Origin of the sequence: Azospirillum cavernae, from assembly GCF_003590795.1 — a bacterium.
In the GTDB taxonomy this organism is placed as follows: domain Bacteria; phylum Pseudomonadota; class Alphaproteobacteria; order Azospirillales; family Azospirillaceae; genus Azospirillum; species Azospirillum cavernae.
The window spans coordinates 1,764,508-1,786,499 of sequence record NZ_QYUL01000001.1; the positions used below are offsets into that span (position 1 = coordinate 1,764,508).

The 21,992-nt window shown below is 66.0% G+C and carries 26 protein-coding genes; 20 read left to right on the plus strand and 6 right to left on the minus strand.

Translation table 11 applies throughout. The features are described from left to right. The first annotated feature begins 152 nt into the window (after nucleotides 1-152). From nifA to D3877_RS08055, 14 genes are all read left to right on the plus strand, one after another. On the plus strand, nucleotides 153-2,021 hold the full coding sequence (nifA, locus tag D3877_RS07995) for a nif-specific transcriptional activator NifA (protein WP_238474781.1): 1,869 nt from the start codon (nucleotides 153-155) through the stop codon (nucleotides 2,019-2,021). Further along, nucleotides 1,970-2,080, plus strand: coding sequence for a helix-turn-helix domain-containing protein (locus tag D3877_RS30490; protein ID WP_238474782.1), 111 nt, complete (start codon nucleotides 1,970-1,972; stop codon nucleotides 2,078-2,080). Before nifA ends, D3877_RS30490 begins: the two co-directional genes overlap by 52 nt. Before the next feature lie 127 nt (nucleotides 2,081-2,207). Continuing rightward, nucleotides 2,208-3,104: an adenylate/guanylate cyclase domain-containing protein gene (locus D3877_RS08000; protein WP_238474783.1), complete on the plus strand. Its 897-nt coding sequence runs from the start codon at nucleotides 2,208-2,210 to the stop codon at nucleotides 3,102-3,104. Nucleotides 3,105-3,322: 218 nt separating this feature from the next. Next, nucleotides 3,323-4,882, plus strand: a complete 1,560-nt coding sequence (nifB, locus tag D3877_RS08005) for a nitrogenase cofactor biosynthesis protein NifB (RefSeq protein WP_420796884.1) — start codon at nucleotides 3,323-3,325, stop codon at nucleotides 4,880-4,882. Between the two features lie 67 nt (nucleotides 4,883-4,949). Then, nucleotides 4,950-5,141 carry a 4Fe-4S dicluster domain-containing protein gene (locus tag D3877_RS08010; protein WP_119830120.1) on the plus strand — a complete coding sequence of 64 codons (192 nt, stop codon included), beginning with the start codon at nucleotides 4,950-4,952 and terminating at the stop codon, nucleotides 5,139-5,141. Nucleotides 5,142-5,210: 69 nt separating this feature from the next. Beyond that, a complete protein-coding gene (locus D3877_RS08015) occupies nucleotides 5,211-5,738 on the plus strand; it encodes a hypothetical protein (RefSeq protein ID WP_119830121.1) in 528 nt (175 codons plus the stop codon). Further along, nucleotides 5,735-6,586: a 4Fe4S-binding leucine-rich repeat protein gene (locus D3877_RS08020; RefSeq protein ID WP_119830122.1), complete on the plus strand. Its 852-nt coding sequence runs from the start codon at nucleotides 5,735-5,737 to the stop codon at nucleotides 6,584-6,586. The genes D3877_RS08015 and D3877_RS08020 overlap by 4 nt, the downstream gene beginning before the upstream one ends. Before the next feature lie 26 nt (nucleotides 6,587-6,612). Continuing rightward, a complete protein-coding gene (locus tag D3877_RS08025) occupies nucleotides 6,613-6,924 on the plus strand; it encodes a nitrogen fixation protein NifZ (RefSeq protein WP_119830863.1) in 312 nt (103 codons plus the stop codon). 42 nt (nucleotides 6,925-6,966) lie between these two features. Further along, nucleotides 6,967-7,275, plus strand: a complete 309-nt coding sequence (locus tag D3877_RS08030; RefSeq protein WP_119830123.1) for a nitrogen fixation protein NifZ — start codon at nucleotides 6,967-6,969, stop codon at nucleotides 7,273-7,275. Continuing rightward, nucleotides 7,272-8,438 (plus strand): cysteine desulfurase family protein, encoded by a 1,167-nt coding sequence (locus D3877_RS08035; RefSeq protein ID WP_119830124.1) that lies wholly within the window; start codon nucleotides 7,272-7,274, stop codon nucleotides 8,436-8,438. The genes D3877_RS08030 and D3877_RS08035 overlap by 4 nt, the downstream gene beginning before the upstream one ends. A gap of 49 nt (nucleotides 8,439-8,487) precedes the next feature. Further along, nucleotides 8,488-8,697, plus strand: a complete 210-nt coding sequence (gene nifT, locus D3877_RS08040; protein WP_119830125.1) for a putative nitrogen fixation protein NifT — start codon at nucleotides 8,488-8,490, stop codon at nucleotides 8,695-8,697. Between the two features lie 5 nt (nucleotides 8,698-8,702). Beyond that, nucleotides 8,703-8,987, plus strand: a complete 285-nt coding sequence (locus tag D3877_RS08045; RefSeq protein ID WP_119830864.1) for a hypothetical protein — start codon at nucleotides 8,703-8,705, stop codon at nucleotides 8,985-8,987. Next, nucleotides 8,988-10,199, plus strand: a complete 1,212-nt coding sequence (locus D3877_RS08050) for a DegT/DnrJ/EryC1/StrS family aminotransferase (protein ID WP_119830126.1) — start codon at nucleotides 8,988-8,990, stop codon at nucleotides 10,197-10,199. A gap of 12 nt (nucleotides 10,200-10,211) precedes the next feature. Continuing rightward, complete coding sequence (locus tag D3877_RS08055; RefSeq protein ID WP_119830127.1) at nucleotides 10,212-11,102, plus strand: SIR2 family protein; 891 nt, start codon at nucleotides 10,212-10,214, stop codon at nucleotides 11,100-11,102. Nucleotides 11,103-11,238: 136 nt separating this feature from the next. Here the strand turns inward: D3877_RS08055 and D3877_RS08060 are convergent, their stop codons facing one another. From D3877_RS08060 to D3877_RS08085, 6 genes are all read right to left on the minus strand, one after another. Next, nucleotides 11,239-11,919 carry a glutathione S-transferase family protein gene (locus D3877_RS08060; protein WP_119830128.1) on the minus strand — a complete coding sequence of 227 codons (681 nt, stop codon included), beginning with the start codon at nucleotides 11,917-11,919 and terminating at the stop codon, nucleotides 11,239-11,241. Between the two features lie 86 nt (nucleotides 11,920-12,005). Beyond that, the gene (locus tag D3877_RS08065; protein WP_119830129.1) at nucleotides 12,006-12,629 is read right to left on the minus strand and encodes an FMN-dependent NADH-azoreductase; all 624 of its coding nucleotides are present in this window, start codon (nucleotides 12,627-12,629) and stop codon (nucleotides 12,006-12,008) included. Between the two features lie 134 nt (nucleotides 12,630-12,763). Continuing rightward, entirely contained in the window at nucleotides 12,764-13,534 is a 771-nt protein-coding gene (locus D3877_RS08070; RefSeq protein ID WP_119830130.1) for a class II glutamine amidotransferase, read from the minus strand. A 74-nt stretch (nucleotides 13,535-13,608) separates the two neighbouring features. Next, nucleotides 13,609-14,037: an ArsC/Spx/MgsR family protein gene (locus D3877_RS08075; protein ID WP_119830131.1), complete on the minus strand. Its 429-nt coding sequence runs from the start codon at nucleotides 14,035-14,037 to the stop codon at nucleotides 13,609-13,611. A 4-nt stretch (nucleotides 14,038-14,041) separates the two neighbouring features. After that, a complete protein-coding gene (gene draG, locus D3877_RS08080) occupies nucleotides 14,042-14,935 on the minus strand; it encodes an ADP-ribosyl-[dinitrogen reductase] hydrolase (RefSeq protein WP_119830132.1) in 894 nt (297 codons plus the stop codon). Between the two features lie 71 nt (nucleotides 14,936-15,006). Next, a complete protein-coding gene (locus D3877_RS08085; protein WP_119830865.1) occupies nucleotides 15,007-15,885 on the minus strand; it encodes an NAD(+)--dinitrogen-reductase ADP-D-ribosyltransferase in 879 nt (292 codons plus the stop codon). A 236-nt stretch (nucleotides 15,886-16,121) separates the two neighbouring features. Here D3877_RS08085 and D3877_RS30385 point away from each other — a divergent pair, with 236 nt between their 5' ends. The 6 genes from D3877_RS30385 to nifD all read left to right on the plus strand — a co-directional run bounded on the left by D3877_RS30385 (nucleotide 16,122) and on the right by nifD (nucleotide 21,985). Then, nucleotides 16,122-17,024 (plus strand): peptidoglycan-binding protein, encoded by a 903-nt coding sequence (locus D3877_RS30385; RefSeq protein ID WP_119830133.1) that lies wholly within the window; start codon nucleotides 16,122-16,124, stop codon nucleotides 17,022-17,024. A gap of 153 nt (nucleotides 17,025-17,177) precedes the next feature. Continuing rightward, nucleotides 17,178-17,456, plus strand: coding sequence for a type II toxin-antitoxin system RelE/ParE family toxin (locus D3877_RS08095; protein ID WP_119830134.1), 279 nt, complete (start codon nucleotides 17,178-17,180; stop codon nucleotides 17,454-17,456). Continuing rightward, a complete protein-coding gene (locus D3877_RS08100; protein ID WP_119830135.1) occupies nucleotides 17,456-17,794 on the plus strand; it encodes a HigA family addiction module antitoxin in 339 nt (112 codons plus the stop codon). Before D3877_RS08095 ends, D3877_RS08100 begins: the two co-directional genes overlap by 1 nt. Before the next feature lie 139 nt (nucleotides 17,795-17,933). Continuing rightward, on the plus strand, nucleotides 17,934-19,319 hold the full coding sequence (locus tag D3877_RS08105; protein WP_238474784.1) for a hypothetical protein: 1,386 nt from the start codon (nucleotides 17,934-17,936) through the stop codon (nucleotides 19,317-19,319). 135 nt (nucleotides 19,320-19,454) lie between these two features. Then, nucleotides 19,455-20,354 carry a nitrogenase iron protein gene (nifH, locus tag D3877_RS08110; RefSeq protein WP_119830136.1) on the plus strand — a complete coding sequence of 300 codons (900 nt, stop codon included), beginning with the start codon at nucleotides 19,455-19,457 and terminating at the stop codon, nucleotides 20,352-20,354. A gap of 191 nt (nucleotides 20,355-20,545) precedes the next feature. After that, nucleotides 20,546-21,985 carry a nitrogenase molybdenum-iron protein alpha chain gene (gene nifD / locus D3877_RS08115; protein ID WP_119830137.1) on the plus strand — a complete coding sequence of 480 codons (1,440 nt, stop codon included), beginning with the start codon at nucleotides 20,546-20,548 and terminating at the stop codon, nucleotides 21,983-21,985. Nucleotides 21,986-21,992: the final 7 nt, after the last annotated feature.

Here is a 21,992-nt window from a genome sequence, read left to right on the forward strand (position 1 = left end):
CAGCCGCGATCAACCGGAAAACGGCAGCCGAAACAACGGCTTCCACGCCTTCAGGGGGAAAAGCGTCACGGCCCGTTGCCGGGTCTGGAATCAGCGCGCCGCGTCGCGGCGTCGTGGATTCGCAGGCTCATCAACCGAGCGAGGGGATGACCATGCCGAGTGCCGCGCGTTCGTCGCAATCCGCGTCCTCATCCAATTTGGAACTGCTGACAATTTACGAGGTCAGCAAGATTCTGGGTTCGTCGCTCGATCTGGAACAGACCCTGCGCGAGGTGCTGCGCGCGCTGGCCTATCAGCTTCAGATGCACCGGGGCCGCGTGTACCTTCAGGGCGACGACAACACCCTGCGGCTGGTCGCCGCCCATGGCCTGTCGAAAGAGGCGCTGGCGCAGGAAATCGACTTTCGCGAGGGCGAGGGGATTTCCGGGCGCATCCTGAAAACCGGCATGCCGGTGGTGGTTCCCAATCTGGCGGACGAGCCGCTGTTCCTCAACCGCTCCGGCGGGCGGGACGATCTGGACGAACAGGTGGCCTCGCTGGTCGGCGTGCCGATCAAGGCGGCGGGCGCCGTCGTCGGCGTGCTGACCATCGACCGGATTTCCGACGAGGGGCCAAACGGCCATTTCGGCGCCGACGTCCGCTTTTTGACCATGGTCGCCAACCTGATCGGCCAGACCGTGCGCCTGCACCGCACCGTGGCGGAAGAGCGCCGCTTCATGATGCGCGAGACCTTCCGCGTGCAGAAGGAACTGCGGCCCGTCGCCATCCCGGTCAACGACGTGGTGTGCACCAGTTCCAACATGGTGGACGTGCTGTCGCAGGTTCACCGCGTCGCCCCCTTCAAATCGACCGTGCTGATTCGCGGCGAGAGCGGCACCGGCAAGGAGCTGATCGCGCGCGCCATCCACAACATGTCGCCGCGCAAGGACGCGCCCTTCATCCGGGTGAACTGCGCCGCCCTGCCCGAATCCCTGCTGGAATCGGAGCTGTTCGGCCATGAAAAAGGCTCCTTCACCGGGGCGCAGAAGGACCACAAGGGCCGGTTTGAGTTGGCGTCCGGCGGCACCCTGTTCCTCGACGAAATCGGCGACATCTCGTCCAACTTCCAAGCCAAGCTGCTGCGCGTGTTGCAGGAGCAGGAGTTCGAGCGGGTCGGCGGATCCAAGACGATCAAGACCGACGTGCGGCTGATCTGCGCCACCAACCTCAATCTGGAAGAAGCCGTCGGCCACGGGAAATTCCGCGCCGACCTCTATTTCCGCATCAACGTCGTCACCATCCATCTGCCGCCGCTGCGCGAACGGCGCGGCGACATCGCCCTGTTGGCCAAGCATTTCGTCGCCAAATTCGGCAAGGACAACGGCCTGAATCTGGACATCGACGGCGAGGCGCTGGAGGTGCTGAACCGCTGCACCTGGCCCGGCAACGTGCGCGAGCTGGAAAACTGCATCGAGCGGGCCGCGACACAATGCCGCGACGGCAAAATCCGCCTGCCCGATCTGTCGTGCAGCATGAATCTCTGCAACTCGTCGGTGCTGTTCCAATACCGCACCATGGGCGCGGCGGTCGGCGGTCTGGCCCCGACGACCAGCGCCGCGCCGACCAACCCGAACATCCCGCGCGCGCCGCAGCCCGGCGTTGGCCCGGCGGCCATGCCCAGCGCGGTTCCGGCCCCGGTCGGCGCCAACGGCGCGGCGTGGCCCGCCTGCGCGTCCGGCTGCGCCGCCGGCCCGACGCCGGGCTGCGGCGCGGCGAAACCCATGGCCCCCACCGCCATTCTGCCGCTGCCCACCCCGAACGCGGCGCGCCCAGCGCGCCCGCCGCCCTCGCCCCTTCGGCCCCCGCGCCGGTCGCCGCGCGGAACGGCCATGGTCAGCCCGCCGCCAACCCGCCGACGGCGGCGGACAACCCCGACCTGCCGTTGGACGAGCCGGATTCCGGCCCGCTGCGCGACCGTCTGCTGTGGGCAATGGAGCGCACCGGCTGGGTCCAGGCCAAGGCCGCCCGCCTGTTGGGCATGACCACCCGTCAGGTGAGCTACGCCCTGCGCAAATACAGCATCGAAATCAAGAAGTTCTAAACGGGTTGGGCGGCAGGATCGGCAACGGCGGCGGCGCGGAAGCGGCGACGCCGTCGCGCTTTTGGTCGTGCGTGTGCTACAGTTTCCGGCGACCGCCGCCTCTACCCGTCCGAACGGATCTCCGGCCTTGCCCGCTCTGGAAAAGCCTCTCGCCCTGCTCTTTGTCGACATCGCCGACAGCACCATGCTGTATGAGCGGATCGGCGACGTCACAGCCGCGACCCTGACCCAGCGCGTCCTCGCCCATCTGCGGCGGTTGGTGGACGCCAACGGCGGGGCGGTCATCAAAAGCCTGGGCGACGGGCTGCTCGGCGCCTTTCCCTCCCCCGACGACAGCGTGCGCGGGGCGCTGACCATGATGGCGGCGCAGGAGGATTACGGGCTGCGGCTGCGCATCGGCATCCACCATGGCCCGGTGATCGAGGGGATCGGCGATCTGTACGGCGACGCCTGCAACGTCGCGGCGCGCGTCCAGCAGATCGCCCGCCCCGGCGAAATTTTGGCGACCGAGGCGCTGATCGGCGGTCTTTCCCCCGATCTGCGGGCCAAATCCAAGCTGTTGAGCAACGTCGCGATGAAGGGCAAGGCCATCCCCATCCGCGTCCACCAGATCCGCACGGTGGAGGAGGTGGACGAGGCGCAGGACAGCACGACGCTTGGCTTCTCCACCGTCAACACTAGCGGCAACGCCATGGTGACGTTGCATCTGTCCTATCGCGGCCAGGACATTCTGATGAGCCGCGCCCTGCCCCGCGTCACCATTGGGCGGGAGGAGAGCAGCGGCCTGCGCATCGCCTCGCGCCAGACCTCGCGCCAGCACGCGGTGATCGACTTCAGCCGCGAAAGCTTCATCCTGACCGACCATTCGACCAACGGCAGCTACATCCGCAGCGGCGGCGCCCCGCCGGTGGTGCTGCGCCGCGATTCCACCAAGCTGGTCGGCAGCGGCCTGATCGGTTTCGGCGCCGAGGTGCGCGACGAGGCCCAAGACCATGTCATCGCCTTTCGCGGCGAGCTGGCCTGAGCGCTCGCTTAAAACACCACAACGCCGTGTCGCATCCCTGACAGCCCCCCGGCTTTGTCGCAATGACGACAGGGTCAGCAAAGCTGACAAACCACTCCAACCCATTGCGATTCCTCACACTCCTCCGTTGGCCCCGAACTTGCTTTTCTCTGGTTTGACCGTTGGTGTCGTCAGGCACGGCAGGCCATGCGCCACCCGGCGCGGCAGGGAAGGAGTGGATGATGGGCAACGTGATTTCGCTCGACAGCATTCTTGGGGTGGGAGAGCTGAAGGCTCCCGCCGAATCCACGCCGGTGGAATCGTCCGGCTGCTCGTCGTCGTCCTGCGGCTCGTCCGATGGACCGGCGGACATGGATCCGGCGGTGTGGGACAAGGTGAAAAACCACCCCTGCTATTCGGAAGAGGCCCACCATTATTTCGCCCGCATGCATGTGGCGGTGGCTCCGGCCTGCAACATCCAATGCAACTACTGCAACCGCAAATATGATTGCTCGAACGAGAGCCGTCCGGGCGTGGTCTCTGAAAAGCTGACCCCCGATCAGGCGATCAAGAAGATTTTGGCGGTGGCCCAGGACATCCCGCAATTGTCGGTGATCGGCATCGCCGGTCCCGGCGACAGCCTGGCCGCCGGGGCGAAGAACACCTTCGCCACCTTCGAGCATCTGCAAAAGAAGGCCCCGGACCTGAAGCTGTGCCTGTCCACCAACGGGCTGGCCCTGCCGGACAATGTGGACCGCATCGCCCAATACAACATCGACCATGTGACGATCACCATCAACATGGTCGATCCAGAGGTCGGCGCGCAGATTTACCCCTGGATCTTCCACAAGCACAAGCGTTGGACCGGGCTGGACGCCGCCAAGATCCTGCACGAGCACCAGATGCTGGGGCTGGAGATGCTGACCGCGCGCGGCATCCTGGTGAAGGTCAATTCGGTGATGATCCCCGGCGTGAACGACGAGCATCTGCTGGCGGTCAACAAGGCGGTGAAGGCGCGCGGCGCGTTCCTGCACAACATCATGCCGTTGATCTCCGATCCCGCCCACGGCACCCATTTCGGCCTGACCGGCCAGCGCGGCCCGACCGCGCAGGAGCTTAAGGTGGTGCAGGACGCCTGCGAGGGCGGGGCCAAGCTGATGCGCCATTGCCGCCAGTGCCGCGCCGACGCCGTCGGCCTGTTGGGCGAGGATCGCGGCGACGAGTTCACCGCCGACAAGATCGAAGCGATGGGCGAGATCGGTTACGACGACGAGGCCCGCCGGACCTACCGCGAGCATGTCGAGGCCGAACGCTCCGGGCGCCACGCCTCCAAGGCCGCCGCCCAGGCCGATGTGCAGGAGGCCGTTGGCAGCGCCGTCGATCCCATCCTGATCGCCGTCGCCACCAAGGGCGGCGAGCGCATCAACGAGCATTTCGGCCACGCCAAGGAATTCCAGATCTACGAGGTTGGGCCGCAGGGCGCGAAATTCGTCGGCCATCGCCGCGTCGATCAATATTGCGAAGGCGGCTCCGGCGACGACGACACGCTCGACACCGTGCTGTCGGCGATCAACGACTGCACCGCCGTCTTTGTCGCCAAGATCGGCGGTTGCCCGTCCAAATCGTTGGAATCGGCGGGCATCGAGCCGGTGGACCGCTTCGCCTTCGAGTACATCGAGGAATCGGCCCTGGCCTATTTCAAGGATTACGCCGAACGCCTGGGCCAAGGGTCGATCCAGGCCCGCGCCGGGCAGGACGCGGTGATCCGCACCGGCGCGCTGACCGCCAAGCGCGCCTGACCTCACCCACCACAGCCATCCCCCACACGCATCGCCCCCACGCATTGCCAAGCAAGGAGAGAAAGCCATGGCCTACAAGATCAAATCCGCCGAATGCACCGTCTGCGGCGCCTGCGACGCCGAATGCCCGAACATGGCGATCAGCCTGAAAAAGGGCACCTACGTCATCGACCCGGCCAAATGCACCGAATGCAAGGGCCAGTTCGACAGCCCGCAATGCGCCGCCGTCTGCCCCGCCGACTGCTGCGTTCCAGCTTGATGCCCCATGCCCTCCCTCTCCCGAAAGGGAAGAGGGAGGGAAACCGACGGTTCCAATCGGAGCGCCGCCATGTTGGACGAGGTGGATGAAGACTGGCTCGCCCGCCGCTATTACGGCGGGGATCTGCCGCCCGAGGCGGAACGCTGCCTGCATCTGGCCGCCGCCAACTACGCCGATTCCGCCCGCGCGCTGCGCCACCTCGCCGACGCCGAGGCCGCCGCCCCCGGCCACCGTCTGGTCGATCTCGGCCATTACAAATTCCATTTCTACAAGGCCAACCTCGACGACGCCCTGGTCTATGGCGAGCGGATGCTTGGCCACGCCATGGCCGCCATCGGCCTGAACCATTGCGATTGGCGCGCCGTCACCCCGGCCACCGCTGATTTTTCCGGGCTGGAGGCGCCGCCCCGCCTGTTCCTCTTCGCGCTGCTCGCCATCGGCTATCTCAACCTGCGCCGGGGCCGGATGGCCGAGGGGCGGGAGGTTCTGGCCAAGGTTTGCGCGCTCGACCCCGATGATCGGTTCGGCGCCGCCCGTCTTCTGGCCGTCGCCGACCAACGCGAACGGGCCAACGCCGGGGAGGAGGTGGACGCATGACCGACGACGACGCCCCCCGCTCGCCGCTTAGCCCCACTGCGCTCAGCGACGACATCGACGAGACGCTCGACTGGACCGGCGCGCCGGTGGATTGCGCCGCCTGCGCCCACGCCGACCGCCGGGTCGAACCGGGCGTCGCCCTGCTGGGCGGTCGCGACTGTCATCGGTGCCAGCCGGGCCGCGCCTGCGTCCATGACCGCTACGCCAAGCGCATCCAGCGCTTTTTCGAGTGGAACGCCGATCTGGCGGGAACCCATCTGACCCACCCCTATTTCGAGGTCCGCGCCAACGCCGCCCGCGTCGCGCCGATTTTCCTGCTGCCGCGCCTGATCGACGATCCCGACGAGACCGTGCGCGCCACGCTGGCCCGCCGTCTGCCGCGCCGCCTGCTGCTGAAGCTGCGCGACGATCCCGACCGCGAGGTGCGCATCGCCGTCGCCGTCCGGTTGGAGGACGCCGACCTCGCCCCGCTGATGCGCGACCCCGATTGTTCGGTGCGGCTGCGCGTCGTCCGCCGGATTCCCGACGGCATGTTGCCCGCGATGATGCACGACGAAGATCCCGAAATCCGCGTCGAGGTCGCCCGCCGCATCGCCGCCGATTGGCTGCCCAGCCTGATTTGGGACGACAGCCCGCGCGTCCGGCTGGTGGTGGTCCAACGCCTGCCCGCGTCCAAGCTGCATGTTTTGATTCAGGACGCCGACTGGATGGTGCGGCTGGCGGTGGCCGGGCGGATCGACAGCGACCAGCTCGGCCCCCTGCTCGACGACCCGGAGGAGGAGGTGCGCACGCTGGCCCGCCAGCGCCGCGACGGCGTCGCCATCGCCAACGACCTGCCCCCGCTTTGACCGCCCCGCCCGAAGGAGCCGCCGCCATGACCCAGACCATACGCCGTGAACGCGCCCGCGACCCCAACGACACCAACGAGCTGGTCAGCCCGGCGGTGTTCGAGCAGGGCCACAAGGTTCGCGCACGGAAGGACGTCCGCAACGACGGCACCTATCCCGGCTGCCCGGTCGGCGAGTTCCTGATCCGGGAGGGCGACATTGGTTACGTCATCTCCATCGGCACCTATCTTCAGATGTATTACATCTACGCCGTTGATTTTTATGAGAAACGCGTCGTCGTCGGCATGCGCGCGAAAGAGCTTGAGATGGTCGACGCCCATTGCAACGACCCGCAGTGACCCCCTCCCCCCTCTTGTGAACAGCCCGGAAGGAGCCTCGCGATGACCGAAGCCGCCACCCCCGCCAAGTCGGGTTTCATCCCGCCGCGCGAACCGCTGTACGACTGGGGCCTGTCGGTCACGGCGCAGGAGGATCTGTTCAACGACGGCAGCCACCCGCAAGTCCAACCCGGCGCGATCCTCGCCCCGCAAGGTACGCCCGGCATCATCGTCCGCGTCGGTCGGTCGGAGGAAGGCAATCTGCCGGTCTATCTGGTCGAATTCCCCGGCGGCACCGTGGTCGGCTGCCTGGAGGAGGAGATCGCCCCCGCCGATGGGTCGCGCCGTGGCGTGCCGGGGGTGCTGGCATGACGATCTATCTCGACAACAACGCCACCACGGCGCTGGCGCCGGAGGTGCGGGAAGCGATGCTGCCCTGCCTGTTCGGCGATTACGCCAACCCGTCCAGCCCGCACAGCGCCGGGATGGCCGCCCGGCGTCTGGTCAGCGACGCCCGCGCCCAGGTCGCCGCCCTGATCGGGGCCAAACCCGCCGATGTGATGTTCACCGGCAGCGCGACGGAGGCGACGCACGCCGCCATCCTCGGCGCGCTGCGCAGCCTGGAGGAAACCGACCACACCCGCGACCACATCCTCACCACGGCGGTGGAGCATCCGGCGACTCTGGCCCTGTTCGACGATCTGCGGAACCAGGGCTGGCGCGTCAGCGTCCTGCCGGTGAACGCCGATGGCCTGCCCTCGCTGGTCGATCTGGGCGCGCTGGTGTCGGAACGCACGGCGCTGGTCTCCATGATGTGGGCCAACAACGAAACCGGCGTGCTGATGCCGGTGGCCGGGGCCTCGGCCATCGCCCACGCCCATGGCGCGTTGTTTCACACCGACGCGGTGCAGGCGGCGGGCCGGGTGGCGGTGGAGTGCGGCATCGCCGATTACCTCACTTTGTCCGCCCACAAGATGCACGGGCCGAAGGGCGTCGGCGCGCTTTACCTCCGCAAGGGCGCGCCCTTCCGCCCGCTGGTCCACGGCCATCAGGAACGGCGGCGGCACGGCGGCACCGAGAATGTGCCGGGGATCGTCGGCTTCGGGGCCGCCGCCTCGCTCGCCGCGCTGTGGCTGGACGAGGCCGGGTTGCTGGGCTTTCTGCGCGACCGGCTGGAAAGCGGCGTGCTGGCCCGTTGGCCGGGGGCGCTGGTCAATGGCGGCGGCGCGGCGCGGCTGCCCAACACCAGCAACATCCGCTTCGCCGACGGCCAAGGCCGCCCGGCTGATGGCGAGGAGCTGTTGACGCGGTTGGACCGCGCCGGAATCGCCGTGTCGATGGGGGCCGCCTGCTCCTCAGGGGCGAATGGAGGGGGCGGCAACGAGCCAAGCCATGTGCTGACCGCCATGGGGCTGAGCGGCGCGGCGGCGGCCAGCAGTTTGCGCTTTTCGCTCAGCCGCTACAGCACGGCGGCGGAAATCGACGCGGTGCTGTCGGAGTTGCCCGCCCTGCACGCCCGTCTGGTCGCGGCGTGATCCCGACCGCCGCCAACAACCAACAACAACAAACTTTGGAGCCGTGATTATGAAGGTGATGATCCGCAAGGTGGCCGAGGGCTACACGATCTACGTCGCCAAGAAGGATCTGGAGGAACCCATCACCGAGATGGAAAACCCCGGCCTGTGGGGCGGTTGGGTCAAGGTCGCCAACGGCTGGACTCTGGACCTGCCGGAGATGCCCGCCGACACCCGCCTGCCGATCACCGTCGAAGCCAAAAAACGCGGCGCGGAGTGACCATCATGGCCCTGTCCCTTGAGCGCATCGACACCATCGCCACGCTGGCCAACCAGCTTTTTTCCGCCGGAAACCGGATCGACGACGTCGCCCGCGCCGTCCGCGCGGCCAACCCGGATCTGAAGACCGTCACCACCGCCCACGCCTCGGTGATGGCCGAGGATCCGTTCCGCGAGGAAAACGGCTTCGATCTGCATCTGGTGGACGGCAACAACCACTGCTGGCTCATCACCGACAAGCCGGAGCTTGCCACCGGCCTGGTGATCGCCCAACGGGACGAGGATGAATGAATGACCGCTTCCCCCGCGACGTTGGCCACGCAAAACGACACAATCGATCCTGCCGAGGATGACGGCGACGGTTTCATCGCCCTGACCGCCCCCGACATGTCCGGGGCGGAGGTGGAGATGCTCAGCCGCGTCCTGACCTCTGGCGAGTTGGGCGACGGGCGGATGGCGCGGGCGTTCGAGACCGCCTTCGCCGCCTATGTCGGGCGCGCCCACGCCGTCGCGGTGTCCAGCGGCACCATCGCCGCCCTGCTGGTGATGAAAGCCTATGGGATCGGGCCGGGGGACGAGGTTCTGTGCAGCCCCTTCGGCTGGCATCAGGCGCAACACGCGGTGGCGTTGAGCGGGGCGACGCCGGTGCTGGTCGACATTGATTACTGGCAGCACAGCATCAACCCGGAAAAGGCCGCGACCCTCATCACCCCGGCGACCAAGGCCATTCTGGCCGCCAACCCCAACGGCCACCCCGCCCATTGGGACGAGCTGACCGCGCTGGCCAAGGATCACGGCTTGATCCTGATCGAGGATTCGACCGAGGCCATCGGCTCCACCTACAAGGGGCGGATGGTCGGCGGGTTCGGCGACGCGTCGTTCTTTGATTTTTCCGAGCCGGGGGTTCTGCTGGCCGGGGATGGCGGCATGATCGTCACCGACGACCGCGATCTGGCCCACCGCCTGCGCTATCTGCGCCGCCGCGAGGTGGAGCATCGCAACACCGTCGTCATCACCCGCACCCTGCCCTGGCAGGTGGGCTTGAGCAACCTCAACGCCGCGCTGGGGCTGGTGCAGTTGAAACGGCTGCCGGAGATTCTGGCCCGCCGGAATAGGGTTATCGGCTGGTACGACGCGGCAATGGCGAGCTTTGAAGGCATCAAGCCGCCCTATCGCGGCGCGGGCGCGGAAATCGTCAACCCGATGCTCTATTGCGTGCATCTCGGCACCCGCTTCACCGCGTCGGGCCGCAAGGCGATCATCGAGGATCTCGACGGGCAGGACATCGACGCGTCAGATTTCGGCCAGCCGCTGCACACCCAGCAATATTACCAGGAGCGCGGGGCCAGCCGTTCGGCCTGCCCGGTCTGCACCAAAACCGCCGACCGCGTGCTGGCGCTGCCGCTGCACCACGCGATCACCGAGGATCAGGTCGCCTTCATCGTCGAAACGCTGAAGGACGCCACCATCAACACCGGCGCCGGGGCGGCGATTTACCTTTAAAGGGGATTCTTCATGACCGACACCGCGCTTGCGCCGGACGCCGATTCCGTCACGGTCGCCGACACCGCCGCCGCCATCGCCAGCATCGCCGCCGCGTTGAAGGCCCGGCAGGTGGTCCCCTTTCTCGGGCCGGGGGCCTTCGCGCTGCTGTCCCCGGACGACTGCCCAATCCCGCGCAATTCGGCGGAGCTGACCCAGCGGCTGAACGCCAAGGTGACGGCGCCGGGGCGCTTCCGCACCAATTTGACGGCGGTCGCCCAATTCATCGAAACCCGCCGCCACCGCAAAACGCTGGAAGCCATCCTCAACGAGATTTTCAGCCAGACGGTTCCGCCGACGCTCGCCCACCGCTTCCTCAGCGCCATCCCGACGCCGCCGTTGATCGTGGACGTCTGGTACGACAACGCGCTCGACGCGCTGCTGACCGCCGCCGCCGACCGGAGTTGGGGGCAGATTCAGGGGCTGTCGCACCCGCAATCAACCGGCGAATGGGTGAAATATTACGCCGCCGACGGGTCTGAAACGACCGCCGCCGCCGCTGAGGCCTGGGACACCGTGCTCTACAAACCGTCCGGCGCGGTGACGCCCGCCGGCAATTATCTGATTTCCGACAGCGATTTCGTCGAGCTGTTGACCGAGATCGACATCCAGACGCCGATTCCCCCGGTGGTCAAGGACCGGCGCGCCGGGCGGCATTTCCTCTATCTCGGCTGCCGCTTCGACCATGAAATCCAGCGCACCTTCGGCCGCCAAATCTCCAAACGCTCGACCGACCAGCATTGGGCGGTGATCCAGGGCGAGTTGTCGAAGAACGAGGAACGCTTTCTGTCCCAAATGGGCATCCAGCGCCTGGATCTGCCGCTCGACGTCGCGGTGGAGATGTTGCAGGAGGCGTTGGGGTAAGGCGCCGCTTTCCCCCTCCCCGGCCCTCCCCCGCTTCGCGGGAGAGGGAGCATACGCTTTGCCAAGATACGGCGGAGTTCCCTCTCCCGCGTCAGCGGGGGAGGGTTAGGGAGGGGGCAAGCGATCAAGCGCTTGATCAAGCCCCCGGCAAGCGGTGGCTGATGACGCTGTCGCGGTTGCGCAGGAAGGTCAAAAGCCGGGCCGGGTAATCCGGGGTGACGGCGGTTTGCACCGAGGGGCGGGCCGCCAGCGCCGCGCGCCACGAGGCCACCCGCGCGCGCCCGTCGATCAGCCGCAAATCGGCGTCGGCCTCGAACAGGTCCAAATAGCGGAAGATCGGCCCGAACACGGCGTCGACAAGGCTGAAGCTTGCCCCGGCGAAATAGGGGCCGTCCGCCAACTCCGCCTCGACCCGGTCGAACAGCGCGCCGATCTCGACGGATTCCTTGGCGAAAGCCGCCTCGTCCTTGGCGTTGTACAGCCGACCGATGGCGTTGAGGATGGCGGAGCCGAACTCGATCCAACTGCGGTGCCGCGCCCGTTCCAGCGGATCGGCGGGGTGCAGGGCCGGGGCCTGGGTGTCTTCCAGATATTCCAGAATCACCGCCGATTCAAAGATCACCCCGTCTGGCTTGCCCGCTTCCGACACGCGGAGCAGCGGCACCTTGCCGAGCGGCGACAACGCTTTGAACCAATCGGGCTTGTCGGCGAGATCAATCGTGATCCGCTCGAACGGCACGCCCTTCTCGCTGAGCGCGATCGCCGCGCGCTGCACATAGGGGCAGAGATGATGGCTGATGAGCGTCAAGGTCGGCATGGCGCGGCCCCCAGAACAAGGCGTGTGTCCGAAAACCAACGCGCCTCGGCCCCGCGACACGCGCAGGACCGGGGCGCGCCACCTCTTTACGCGGCCACGAGCAGATCGGCGATGGCCTCATCGGCCTTGGCGAAGGCCGCCGCCTTGGCGTCCGGCCCCATGCCGACGCCTTCGACGCGGATGAAGGTCACGTCGGTGATGCCGAAGAAGCCGAACACCGTGCGCAGATAGGCTTCCTGGTGATCCAGACCGGACAGCGCCGGGTTGGTCGAATAGACGCCGCCACGGCCCGAAGCGACGATGACGCGCTTGCCGCCCGCCAGACCTTCCGGCCCCTTTTCGGTGTAGCGGAAGGTGCGGCCCGCCTGGGCCAGACGGTCGATCCACGCCTTCAACTGGGTGGGGACCGAAAAATTGTACATCGGCGCGCCGATGACGACGGTGTCGGCGGCCAGGAACTCGTCCACCAGCTCGTCGGTCAGGGCCAACTCGGAACGCTGACGCTCGTTCAAGCCGTCCAGGTTGCGGAACTTGACGACCTGGAGGAGTTCGCCCGACAGGTGGTCCGGCGGGTTGGCGGCGACGTCGCGATAGGCCACGGTCGCGCCGGGTTCCGCCTTGCGCAGCGTCTCGACGATGGAGGCGGTCAACTGGCGCGTGACCGAGGCGGCGCCGAGCGGGCTGGAGTCGATGTGCAGGATCGTCGTCATGGCGTGTGGCCTTCTGTTCGGTGGCGACCGGCGGTTCCGCCGGTCAATCTCTGGAACCGAACATGCCCGACGAACAATGATCTGAGAAGCCAGCGGCTTAGCGACAGATCGTTGTTGAAATCACAACAATGAGGTCAACGCCCCACCGGCTCCCCGGCGCGGAACACCACCATTTCGCCGGGTTTCATCACCGTCCACGCCTCGTTCACCGTCAAGGGGCGGGTGGCGACGACGGTGACGATGTCCTTCGGCGTGGTTTCCTGGGCGAAATCGACGCTCATGTCGGCGTCGAGCAGGGTGGCGGCGCCAAAGGGGGCCTTGCGCGTCAGCCAGGCCAGATTGGTGGCGCAATGGCACCACAGGTTCCGCCCGTCGCTGAGCAGCATGTTGAAGACGCCCAGCGTGCCGAGATCGGCGGCCAGATGGCGGATCAACCGCATCAGACCGGCGGTCTTCTTCGGCGGTTCCGGGTACTGCATGCGGATCTGGTCGAGCAGCCAGCAAAAGGCGTGCTCGCTGTCGGTGGTCCCCACCGGCTCGTAAAAGGTCAGGATGCGGTCCTTGATGCCTTTGAGCTGGCCGTTGTGGGCGAAGGTCCACACCCGCCCCCACAATTCGCGGGTGAAGGGGTGGGTGTTCTCCAGCCCCACGCGTCCCCGGTTGGCGCGGCGGATGTGGGAGATCACCGTGCGGGACTTGATCGAATAGCGGCTGACCAGCTCGGCGATTTCGGACTCGCAGCTCGGCGCCGGATCATGAAAGGTCCGGCAGCCCTTCCCCTCGTAAAAGGCGATGCCCCAGCCGTCGCGGTGCGGGCCGGTCTGGCCGCCACGCCGCATCAGGCCGCGAAAGCTGAAACAGATGTCCGTGGGCACGTTGGCGCTCATGCCCAGGAGTTCGCACATGGTGTCCTCGTGACCGCTCGTCGTCGTCGGGAATCGTGTCGGATTCCCAACCTACGACAGACAACGCCGCCGCGTCACCCCTTTGCGGGCGCAGGACAGGGCGGCATGTGCGGACGCACGCAACCTTCCGTCACACCATCCGCTCCGCCATCCGCCAAACCAATCCAAGCGGCGATCAACGCCGTGTCGAATCCGCACTCGCGCCGCGCGCCCACCTGCAACAGCGGGCGGCGGATCAACAGCGGGTTGGCGATCATCGCCGCCAGCGCCGACTCCTCGTCCATCGCCTCCGGCGTGACCTCCCCCGCTTTCACGGCGGGGGCGGCGCGGTTGAACCAATCGGCCACCGGGCGGGCGCCGAAGAAGGGGCGCAAATCCTCCGCCGTCCAGGGCGCGCTCAACAGGTCGCGGGCCTCCACGCGATGGCCGGACTCCTCCAACCGCTTTTTCTGGCGGGCGTTGCCGCCGCAACCGGGCTTTTCATAGAACACGACGTCGGCCATCGGATCACTCCTGTCGGAAGAGCGGCGCGCGGGCGAGCAGCGCGTCGGTTTGCTGACAAATCTCGTCGTACACTTTGCTGTCCAGCTTGCGCAGCCAGCGGCCTGGGATGTCCTCCACCCCATAGGTCGCCCCGGCCAGCATCCCGGCGATGGCCCCGGTGGTGTCGGCGTCGCCGCCCTGGTTGACGGTCTCGACCACGCAATTTTCCACCGAATCGGTCTGGAAATAATGGTGGAAGACCGTCTGCACCGTGTCGACGATGTAGGCGGTGGCCAAGCCCCGGTAGGGTTGGAATTTGAATTGCCGGTGCTGGGCGATCAGGGCGTTGGCCTCCTCCCGCGCGGCGACGATCCCGCCGCCCTGGATCAAGCGGTGGACCATGCGCCCCAGCGCCAGAACGGCGGCGTCAGACATCAGGTTGCTGTGGGTGATGCGCGACTGCTCACGCGACCACAGGGCCAGCGCCGCATCGTCGCCCAAGGTCGCCAGCGCGACCGGCAGATTGCGCATCGCCGCGCCGTTGCCCGCGTGGTATTCGGACTCCGGCTCCTCCAACGTGCCGTTCATGATGTAACGGCGGATGCCGCGCCGCGTCGTGTCGCCGACATCGACCGGAACCGATTTCAGCCAGACGGCGAACTCGTCCGCCGCGCGGCGGGCGTCCCACTCCGGCCCGGCCAGGATGGCGCGGCCCAGATGCAGCGACATTTCGGTGTCGTCGGTGACTTGGCCCGGTTGCAGCTTCAGCCAGCCGCCGCCCTTGATGTGCCGGTGCACGCCATACTGATGGGCGATCTCGCCCTTGGTGAGGAACTCCACGGTCGCGCCCAGCGCGTCGCCGCAGGCCAAACCCAGATAGGCGCCAAGCGCGCGGGATCGGATCGTCGGATCGGTCATGTGCGGAGCGGGAACTTCCCGCCCTTTCCTGCTGAGCTTGAACGGGCACGCGCCGCCAAGCCGTGTGGTTGTCAAAGAAGCGACACGCCCACCCGATAATCCCCGCCGATGACCAGATACTCCCCTTCGCCCTGAAAGGGGTAGCGGGGCAAAATGTCGCGGAAGAAGACCACCTTGGGCAACGGCACCCAGGCGTCGAGGATGTAGTCGCCAAACTGGCCGGCGATGTCGCGTTGGATGGAAAAGGAACACAAATTGTTCAGCCGCAGCACCGCCGTGCGTTTGTCGGGCCGCGCGACGATGTGGTGTTCCTCGAAATCATTGACGCCGCGATAGAGCCGGATGTGCGAGGCCCAATTGGGCATCGGCGCGTCCGGCCAGCCCCGGCGAATCGTCCATTGGCAATACTCATACAAGAGGTCGAGTTGCTGGTGGATGTTGTTGTTGTGAAAGCGGGTTGACAGTTTTTCCTCGCCATAGACCACCCAGGCGTCGGAGGCGAAGCGGCGGATCGGTTCCTTGTGATAGGTCGGCAACAGGCCAAAACGGCTTTCCACCCAGCCCTTCAGCACCGCCCCCTCCGCCCGGTTGCTGTCAAACATCCAGCCCTTCAACAGACGCAGATAGCTGGCGCGGAAACGCCGCTTGCCGTCGGCCCCCTCCGCCCCGGAAAAGTCCGGGTTCACCCCGAACCGCTCGGCCATATGCTGTTGGAAGATGTCCGAGGCGCTGAGCGCGTTGGGGGATTCGTCCAGCGCCTCGAACAGGGCGGCGTGTTCGCTGCGGGTGGCGCCGATGCGCAGGCGGCGCGGTTCGTCGTTGTAGGATTCCGCACACAGCGCGTCGGCTGGGACATTGACCAGATTGGTGCGCAGCGCGCGCAAGGCCAGCGGCGATTCAGGATCGACCGCCCGCCCGTTCGCATCCCGCAGCGCCGCGCCATCCGCCATGCCCGCTTCCTTCATCTGAAACCCACTATTTTTTTATGGATAAAGCGAATCCACAATTCCGCCAAGAGGCCATGCACGCCACGCGCCATCCTTGCCCGTTTTTCATCGACCGCTTGCCTTGCCGCGATTGCCAGCGGACAAAGGGGAGAACATCGCGGCGGCGAATCCCGTTTTGCGGGCTGTTTGACGCCCACGATCCAACAACGCCATCTGGCAACGCCATCAGGAAGAGCGCCATGACCGACATCGCCGCCGTGCTCCTCAAAGTCGCGCCAAGCATCAAGCCGAACTATCTGCAAGCCTTCCAGCAGAGCGGCGACCTGTTCGCGCAATTCGGCATCACCACGCCGCTGCGCATCACCCATTTCCTCGCGCAGATGATGCACGAGACCGGCGGCGGGCGGGTGCTGTACGAAAGCCTCTACTACACCACCGCCGACCGGCTGCTGGCGATCTTCGGCGTTGGCAACCATTCCGCCGCCATTCGGCCCGACGAGGTCGATGGTCTGTTGAAAAACGAACAGGCTCTGGCCGAGCGTGTCTATGGCCTGGGCAACCCGCCCAAGGCGAAGGAGTTGGGCAACAGCCGCCCGGGCGACGGCTATCTGTTCCGGGGCAGCGGGCTGCTGCAAACCACTGGCGGGTCGAATTTCCAGCGGATGGGCGCCAAGGCTGGCGTCGATTTCTACAACCACCCCGACCTGATCGTCGCCCCCGAACACGCCCTGAAACCGGCCCTGCATGAGTGGGACGAGGGCAACCTGAACGCCGCCGCCGACGCCAACGACATCCGCGCCATCACCCGCCGGATCAACGGCGGCTACAACGGGTTGGACGACCGGCAAGCGTGGTTCGACAAGATTTGGCCGGAAATCAACGGCGACGCCGCTCCCGCCGCCCCCGCGACCGGCGGCTCGACCGCGTTGGGGACTGACGACAGCTCCACCAAATGGCTGCAAGCGGCGCTGAACGCCGCCGGGGCCAAGCCGCCCTTGACCGTCGACGGCGTGAGCGGCCCGGCCACCACCGCCGCCATCCGCGCCTTCCAGCAAAGCGCCGGTCTGAGCGTGGACGGCATCGCCGGTCCCAAAACCCGCGCCGCCCTGCAAAGCCATGTGACCGCGCCGCCGTCGGCCTGACCGCACGGCGGTTGTTGGTCGGTTGACGTCAAACCGTCACGGCGCCTTCGGGCCGTGACGGTTTGACAGAGGGATGCGGCGATACCTATTAGGTAACAACGCTCTTGCGCGCGCCCGCGCATTTCGTTACTATCCTGGTAACGGAGAAATGCGATGGCCATAGTGGCGATCAAGCACAAAGGGTTGCGGGAGCTGTTTGAAGACGGACGTTCCGGCAAGGTCGCCAAGAACCTGCAATCCAACGCCATCCTCATTCTGGACCACCTGGACGCCATCACAAGCCTGGAAGACTGTGAGGGCGTAAAGGATTTCCACGCGCTCAAAGGCGACCGAAAGGGCGACTACAGCATGCACGTCTCAGGCAACTGGTGCATAACCTTCGCCTTCGATGGCGCTGACGTCATCATCCTGGATCTGGAGGATTATCACTGATGGCCGAGCTTCGTCGAAACCGCCGCCCCACCGCGCCCGGACTGATTCTCAAGGCCCATTATATGGAGCCGCGCGCCATCAGCGTGACCGCCATGGCCGCCGCCCTGGGAATGAGCCGCAAGCATGTCAGCCAGATCGTCAATGGTCACAAGAGAGTCGAACCGACCACGGCCGCCCGTTTGGCGCTGGTGCTCGGCACGACGCCGCGTTTTTGGATGAATCTGCAAGCCGCCGTCGATGAGTGGGACGCTTCCATCGAAATCGCGGACTGGACTCCCAGCGCCATCTTCGCGCCCCCCGCGCCAACGGGAAATGACACGGCGGTTCCCGGAGCATAAGCAGGCCCGCGACATCCAGACCACACCAACCCAAAACCCAACGTCAGACTCTCAACAGGTCACAAAAATATCCGTTTGAACCGGAGCGGGTCGCTGCCCATAGTTGATGGCGCGACTCTGTCTTTCCGGTGAAACGCTCATGGCCTTTTGGCCCACCAAATACGATGAGTCCCAGAAACGGCGCGGGACTGCCCGGCCCGTCAGCCCCGCCCTTGCGCCCGCAGCCCCCCCGCCCGCTCCGCCCCAATCCGACCAGCCGCCGCGCGCCATCGCCGAGGCCCGCGTCATCCTGCGCCTGAACACCCTGTTGCGCGGCGTCATCACCCCGCTGCGAGCGGACGACGTGTTGGCTTTGCTGGAGCCGCACCGCCCCCGGCTGACGCCAAAGCCGTTGAACCCGCTGGCGGGCATGATCGGCCAGCCGCAGGGGCGGATGCACGACGCCCTGTTGCGCCCCATCGGTCAAATCATCACCGACGTGCTGCTGCCCGGCGTGCGCGACCATCTGATCGACCGGCTGGTCAAGAACCACACCCTGCGCGAAGACAGCCTGCCCAGCGCCGTTGATCTGGCCGAAGCGATGCGGTCGCTGGTCGGGCGGATGCGCGGCGGCGGGCGCGGTCATCTGATGGCCGTCGTCGCGGCGGTGGAGGCCGACGCGCGGGCCACCGCCGACCGCGTGACCCGCGAAACCGCGCCGATCGACGTCGGTGGCATCGACCGGCTCGCCCGCGCGCTGCTGCGCTTTGAGGTGCGGCGCATGGTGCTGGACGCGCTGGGAGCCACCAACGCCTTGAACGAGTCCGTCTACCAGGCGCGCCGCCTCGCCCGTTTCGCGCTGCGCCGGGCGACGGAGGCCATCGACGGCTTTTCCGCCGACCGGGGTTTGCGGGCGCTGCACGCCAGCCTCGCCACGCTGGCCCAGGCCGACGGGTTGATCGTCATCGCCCTGCGCAATCTGGACGACCAGAGCGAAACCAAAGAGGAAAGCGGCCCCTTCGTCGAACCCGCCGACCGCAAGGCGATGAATGATTGGCTGACGGCGGCGTGGCGGCTTTCCGACACATTGTTCGATCTTGTCGAAAAGGCGGCGGCGGGCGGCGACCTCGACGATCTGCTGTTCGCCGCAATGCTGCGCCAATTGCGCAGCCTTCATCATTTCTGCGCCGATCTGGCCCATGACGGGCGTCCGGCCACGGTGGACACGCTGAAAGGCCGCTTGATCGCCCGCAGCGCCGACGCCGCCCAAAGCGTCGGCGATCATCTGATCGCCACCCTGCTGGCCCGCCCGCCCGACCGGGACAAGGCCCGCCGCCTGCTGACGCGCGGGCGCATGGTCGCGCAACTGCTCTACGACATGGAGCAGGACGACGTGGTCGAGGATTTGGCCCTGCGCCTGCTGCTCGCCGAACAGGCGTTGGAGCAGGATGGACAGGCTTCGGGTGAAAGACCGGACAAAATGTCGGGCTTTGTCGGGGCTGTGACATACCCGACAAAGGGGCCTGACCCGGCCCATTCTCAATAACATCAACAATATCAATGATTTAAAATTTTTCTTCGCTCTGGCACGGCGCGTGCAGTCCTGGATATCCGAAGCGGTCACGAGACAGACCGCCCCGAAATCCCAGAACCCACGACCCCAGCACAGGAGCGACATTCCATGAGCAAAGCGCCTCTGCGTCAGATCGCCTTTTACGGCAAGGGCGGTATCGGCAAGTCCACCACCTCGCAGAACACCTTGGCCGCCCTGGTCGATCTCGGTCAGAAGATCCTGATCGTCGGCTGCGACCCGAAGGCGGACTCGACCCGCCTGATCCTGCACGCAAAGGCCCAGGACACCGTCCTGCATCTGGCCGCCGAAGCGGGTTCGGTCGAGGATCTGGAACTCGAAGACGTTCTGAAGACCGGCTACAAGAACATCAAGTGCGTTGAGTCGGGCGGCCCGGAGCCGGGGGTTGGCTGCGCCGGTCGCGGCGTCATCACCTCGATCAACTTCCTGGAAGAAAACGGCGCCTACGACGACGTGGATTATGTGTCCTACGACGTGCTGGGCGACGTGGTGTGCGGCGGTTTCGCCATGCCCATCCGTGAAAACAAGGCCCAGGAAATCTACATCGTCATGTCCGGCGAGATGATGGCGCTCTACGCCGCCAACAACATCGCCAAGGGCATTCTGAAGTACGCCCACAGCGGCGGCGTCCGCCTCGGCGGCCTGATCTGCAACGAGCGTCAGACGGACAAGGAATGGGATCTGGCCGACGCGCTGGCCAAGCGTCTCGGTTCCAAGCTGATCCACTTCGTGCCGCGCGACAACATCGTCCAGCACGCCGAGCTGCGCCGCATGACGGTCATCGAGTACGCCCCGGAAAGCAAGCAGGCCGAGGAATACCGGCAGCTCGCCAGCAAGATCCACAACAACTCGGGCCAGGGCAACATCCCGACCCCGATCACGATGGAAGAGCTGGAAGAGATGCTGATGGACTTCGGCATCATGAAGTCCGAAGAGCAGCAGTTGGCCGAACTGGCCGCCAAGGCCGCCGCCGCTGGCGCCAGCGCCTGATCTCAGGGCTGTTTCTTGAGTGCTTGAGTACCGGCAGCCCCGCCTTCGGGCGGGGCGCCACCTGAACACTGACCCTGCTCCCCAGCCCCGCCACGACATCGCCCCTTTTCCCTAAAAGGGCGTCCGCGAGGGAGGGACAGGTCGGTCCCGCGCTGTAGGGCGCGCTGAATCAATGCAGGAGGCTGGGCGCTATGAGCCTGTCCGAGAACACCACTGTCGACGTCAAGGCGCTGGTCAACGACGTCCTCGAGGCCTATCCCGAAAAGACCCGCAAGCGTCGCGCCAAGCACATCAACGTGCTGGAAGCCGAAGCCAAGGATTGCGGCGTCAAGTCGAACGTCAAGTCGATCCCCGGCGTCATGACCATCCGTGGTTGCGCCTACGCCGGTTCCAAGGGCGTGGTGTGGGGTCCGATCAAGGACATGATCCACATCTCCCACGGCCCGGTCGGCTGCGGCTATTACTCGTGGTCGGGCCGCCGCAACTACTACATCGGCGACACCGGCATCGACAGCTGGGGCACGATGCACTTCACCTCGGATTTCCAGGAGAAGGACATTGTGTTCGGCGGCGACAAGAAGCTGCACAAGGTCATCGAGGAAATCAACGACCTGTTCCCGCTGGTCAACGGCATCTCGATCCAGTCGGAATGCCCGATCGGTCTGATCGGCGACGACATCGAGGCGGTCGCCCGCGTCAAGTCGGCGGAAATCGGCAAGCCGGTCATCCCGGTGCGCTGCGAAGGCTTCCGTGGCGTGTCCCAGTCGCTGGGCCACCACATCGCCAACGACACGATCCGCGACTGGGTGTTTGAAAAGACGACTCCGAAGGCCGATTTCGTCTCCACCCCGTATGACGTCACCATCATCGGCGACTACAACATCGGTGGCGACGCCTGGTCCTCGCGCATTCTGCTGGAAGAGATGGGCCTGCGGGTGATCTCGCAATGGTCGGGCGACGGCACGCTGGCCGAGCTGGAGAACACCCCCAAGGCCAAGGTCAACCTCATCCACTGCTACCGCTCGATGAACTACATCGCGCGCCACATGGAAGAGAAGTACAACATTCCTTGGATGGAATATAATTTCTTCGGGCCGAGCCAGATCGCCGAATCCCTGCGCAAAATCGCCGCTCTGTTCGACGACAGCATCAAGGAAAAGGCCGAGGCGGTCATCGCCCGCTACCAGCCGATGGTCGACGCCGTCATCGCCAAGTACAAGACCCGCCTGGAAGGCAAGAAGGTCATGCTGTATGTCGGCGGTCTGCGTCCGCGCCACGTCGTCGACTCCTATCACGATCTCGGCATGGAAGTCGTCGGCACGGGTTACGAATTCGCCCACAACGACGATTACCAGCGCACCCAACATTACGTCAAAGAAGGCACGCTGATTTACGACGACGTGACCGCGTTCGAGCTGGAGAAGTTCGTCGAGGCGCTGCGTCCCGATCTCGTCGCTTCGGGCATCAAGGAAAAATACGTTTTCCAGAAGATGGGCCTGCCGTTCCGCCAGATGCACTCCTGGGACTATTCGGGTCCGTATCACGGCTATGACGGCTTCGCGATTTTCGCGCGCGACATGGATCTGGCCATCAACAACCCCGTCTGGGGCGTGATGAAGGCCCCGTTCTGACCAACGG

Excerpts from the sequence above, each read along its gene's own strand:
- D3877_RS08075 (WP_119830131.1), bottom strand. The coding sequence starts at position 14,037 with ATGGCCGACGTCGTGTTCTATGAAAAGCCCGGTTGCGGCGGCAACGCC.
- nifD (WP_119830137.1), top strand. The coding sequence starts at position 20,546 with ATGAGCCTGTCCGAGAACACCACTGTCGACGTCAAGGCGCTGGTCAAC.
- D3877_RS08025 (WP_119830863.1), top strand. The coding sequence starts at position 6,613 with ATGACCCAGACCATACGCCGTGAACGCGCCCGCGACCCCAACGACACC.
- D3877_RS08055 (WP_119830127.1), top strand. The coding sequence starts at position 10,212 with ATGACCGACACCGCGCTTGCGCCGGACGCCGATTCCGTCACGGTCGCC.
- nifT (WP_119830125.1), top strand. The coding sequence starts at position 8,488 with ATGAAGGTGATGATCCGCAAGGTGGCCGAGGGCTACACGATCTACGTC.
- D3877_RS08085 (WP_119830865.1), bottom strand. The coding sequence starts at position 15,885 with ATGGCGGATGGCGCGGCGCTGCGGGATGCGAACGGGCGGGCGGTCGAT.
- D3877_RS30490 (WP_238474782.1), top strand. The coding sequence starts at position 1,970 with ATGGAGCGCACCGGCTGGGTCCAGGCCAAGGCCGCCCGCCTGTTGGGC.
- D3877_RS08050 (WP_119830126.1), top strand. The coding sequence starts at position 8,988 with ATGACCGCTTCCCCCGCGACGTTGGCCACGCAAAACGACACAATCGAT.
- D3877_RS08015 (WP_119830121.1), top strand. The coding sequence starts at position 5,211 with ATGTTGGACGAGGTGGATGAAGACTGGCTCGCCCGCCGCTATTACGGC.
- D3877_RS08035 (WP_119830124.1), top strand. The coding sequence starts at position 7,272 with ATGACGATCTATCTCGACAACAACGCCACCACGGCGCTGGCGCCGGAG.
- D3877_RS08065 (WP_119830129.1), bottom strand. The coding sequence starts at position 12,629 with ATGACGACGATCCTGCACATCGACTCCAGCCCGCTCGGCGCCGCCTCG.
- nifB (WP_420796884.1), top strand. The coding sequence starts at position 3,323 with ATGATGGGCAACGTGATTTCGCTCGACAGCATTCTTGGGGTGGGAGAG.
- D3877_RS08095 (WP_119830134.1), top strand. The coding sequence starts at position 17,178 with ATGGCCATAGTGGCGATCAAGCACAAAGGGTTGCGGGAGCTGTTTGAA.
- D3877_RS08100 (WP_119830135.1), top strand. The coding sequence starts at position 17,456 with ATGGCCGAGCTTCGTCGAAACCGCCGCCCCACCGCGCCCGGACTGATT.
- nifH (WP_119830136.1), top strand. The coding sequence starts at position 19,455 with ATGAGCAAAGCGCCTCTGCGTCAGATCGCCTTTTACGGCAAGGGCGGT.
- D3877_RS08070 (WP_119830130.1), bottom strand. The coding sequence starts at position 13,534 with ATGTGCGAACTCCTGGGCATGAGCGCCAACGTGCCCACGGACATCTGT.
- D3877_RS08060 (WP_119830128.1), bottom strand. The coding sequence starts at position 11,919 with ATGCCGACCTTGACGCTCATCAGCCATCATCTCTGCCCCTATGTGCAG.
- D3877_RS08045 (WP_119830864.1), top strand. The coding sequence starts at position 8,703 with ATGGCCCTGTCCCTTGAGCGCATCGACACCATCGCCACGCTGGCCAAC.
- D3877_RS08105 (WP_238474784.1), top strand. The coding sequence starts at position 17,934 with ATGGCCTTTTGGCCCACCAAATACGATGAGTCCCAGAAACGGCGCGGG.
- draG (WP_119830132.1), bottom strand. The coding sequence starts at position 14,935 with ATGACCGATCCGACGATCCGATCCCGCGCGCTTGGCGCCTATCTGGGT.
- D3877_RS30385 (WP_119830133.1), top strand. The coding sequence starts at position 16,122 with ATGACCGACATCGCCGCCGTGCTCCTCAAAGTCGCGCCAAGCATCAAG.
- D3877_RS08010 (WP_119830120.1), top strand. The coding sequence starts at position 4,950 with ATGGCCTACAAGATCAAATCCGCCGAATGCACCGTCTGCGGCGCCTGC.
- D3877_RS08020 (WP_119830122.1), top strand. The coding sequence starts at position 5,735 with ATGACCGACGACGACGCCCCCCGCTCGCCGCTTAGCCCCACTGCGCTC.
- D3877_RS08030 (WP_119830123.1), top strand. The coding sequence starts at position 6,967 with ATGACCGAAGCCGCCACCCCCGCCAAGTCGGGTTTCATCCCGCCGCGC.
- nifA (WP_238474781.1), top strand. The coding sequence starts at position 153 with ATGCCGAGTGCCGCGCGTTCGTCGCAATCCGCGTCCTCATCCAATTTG.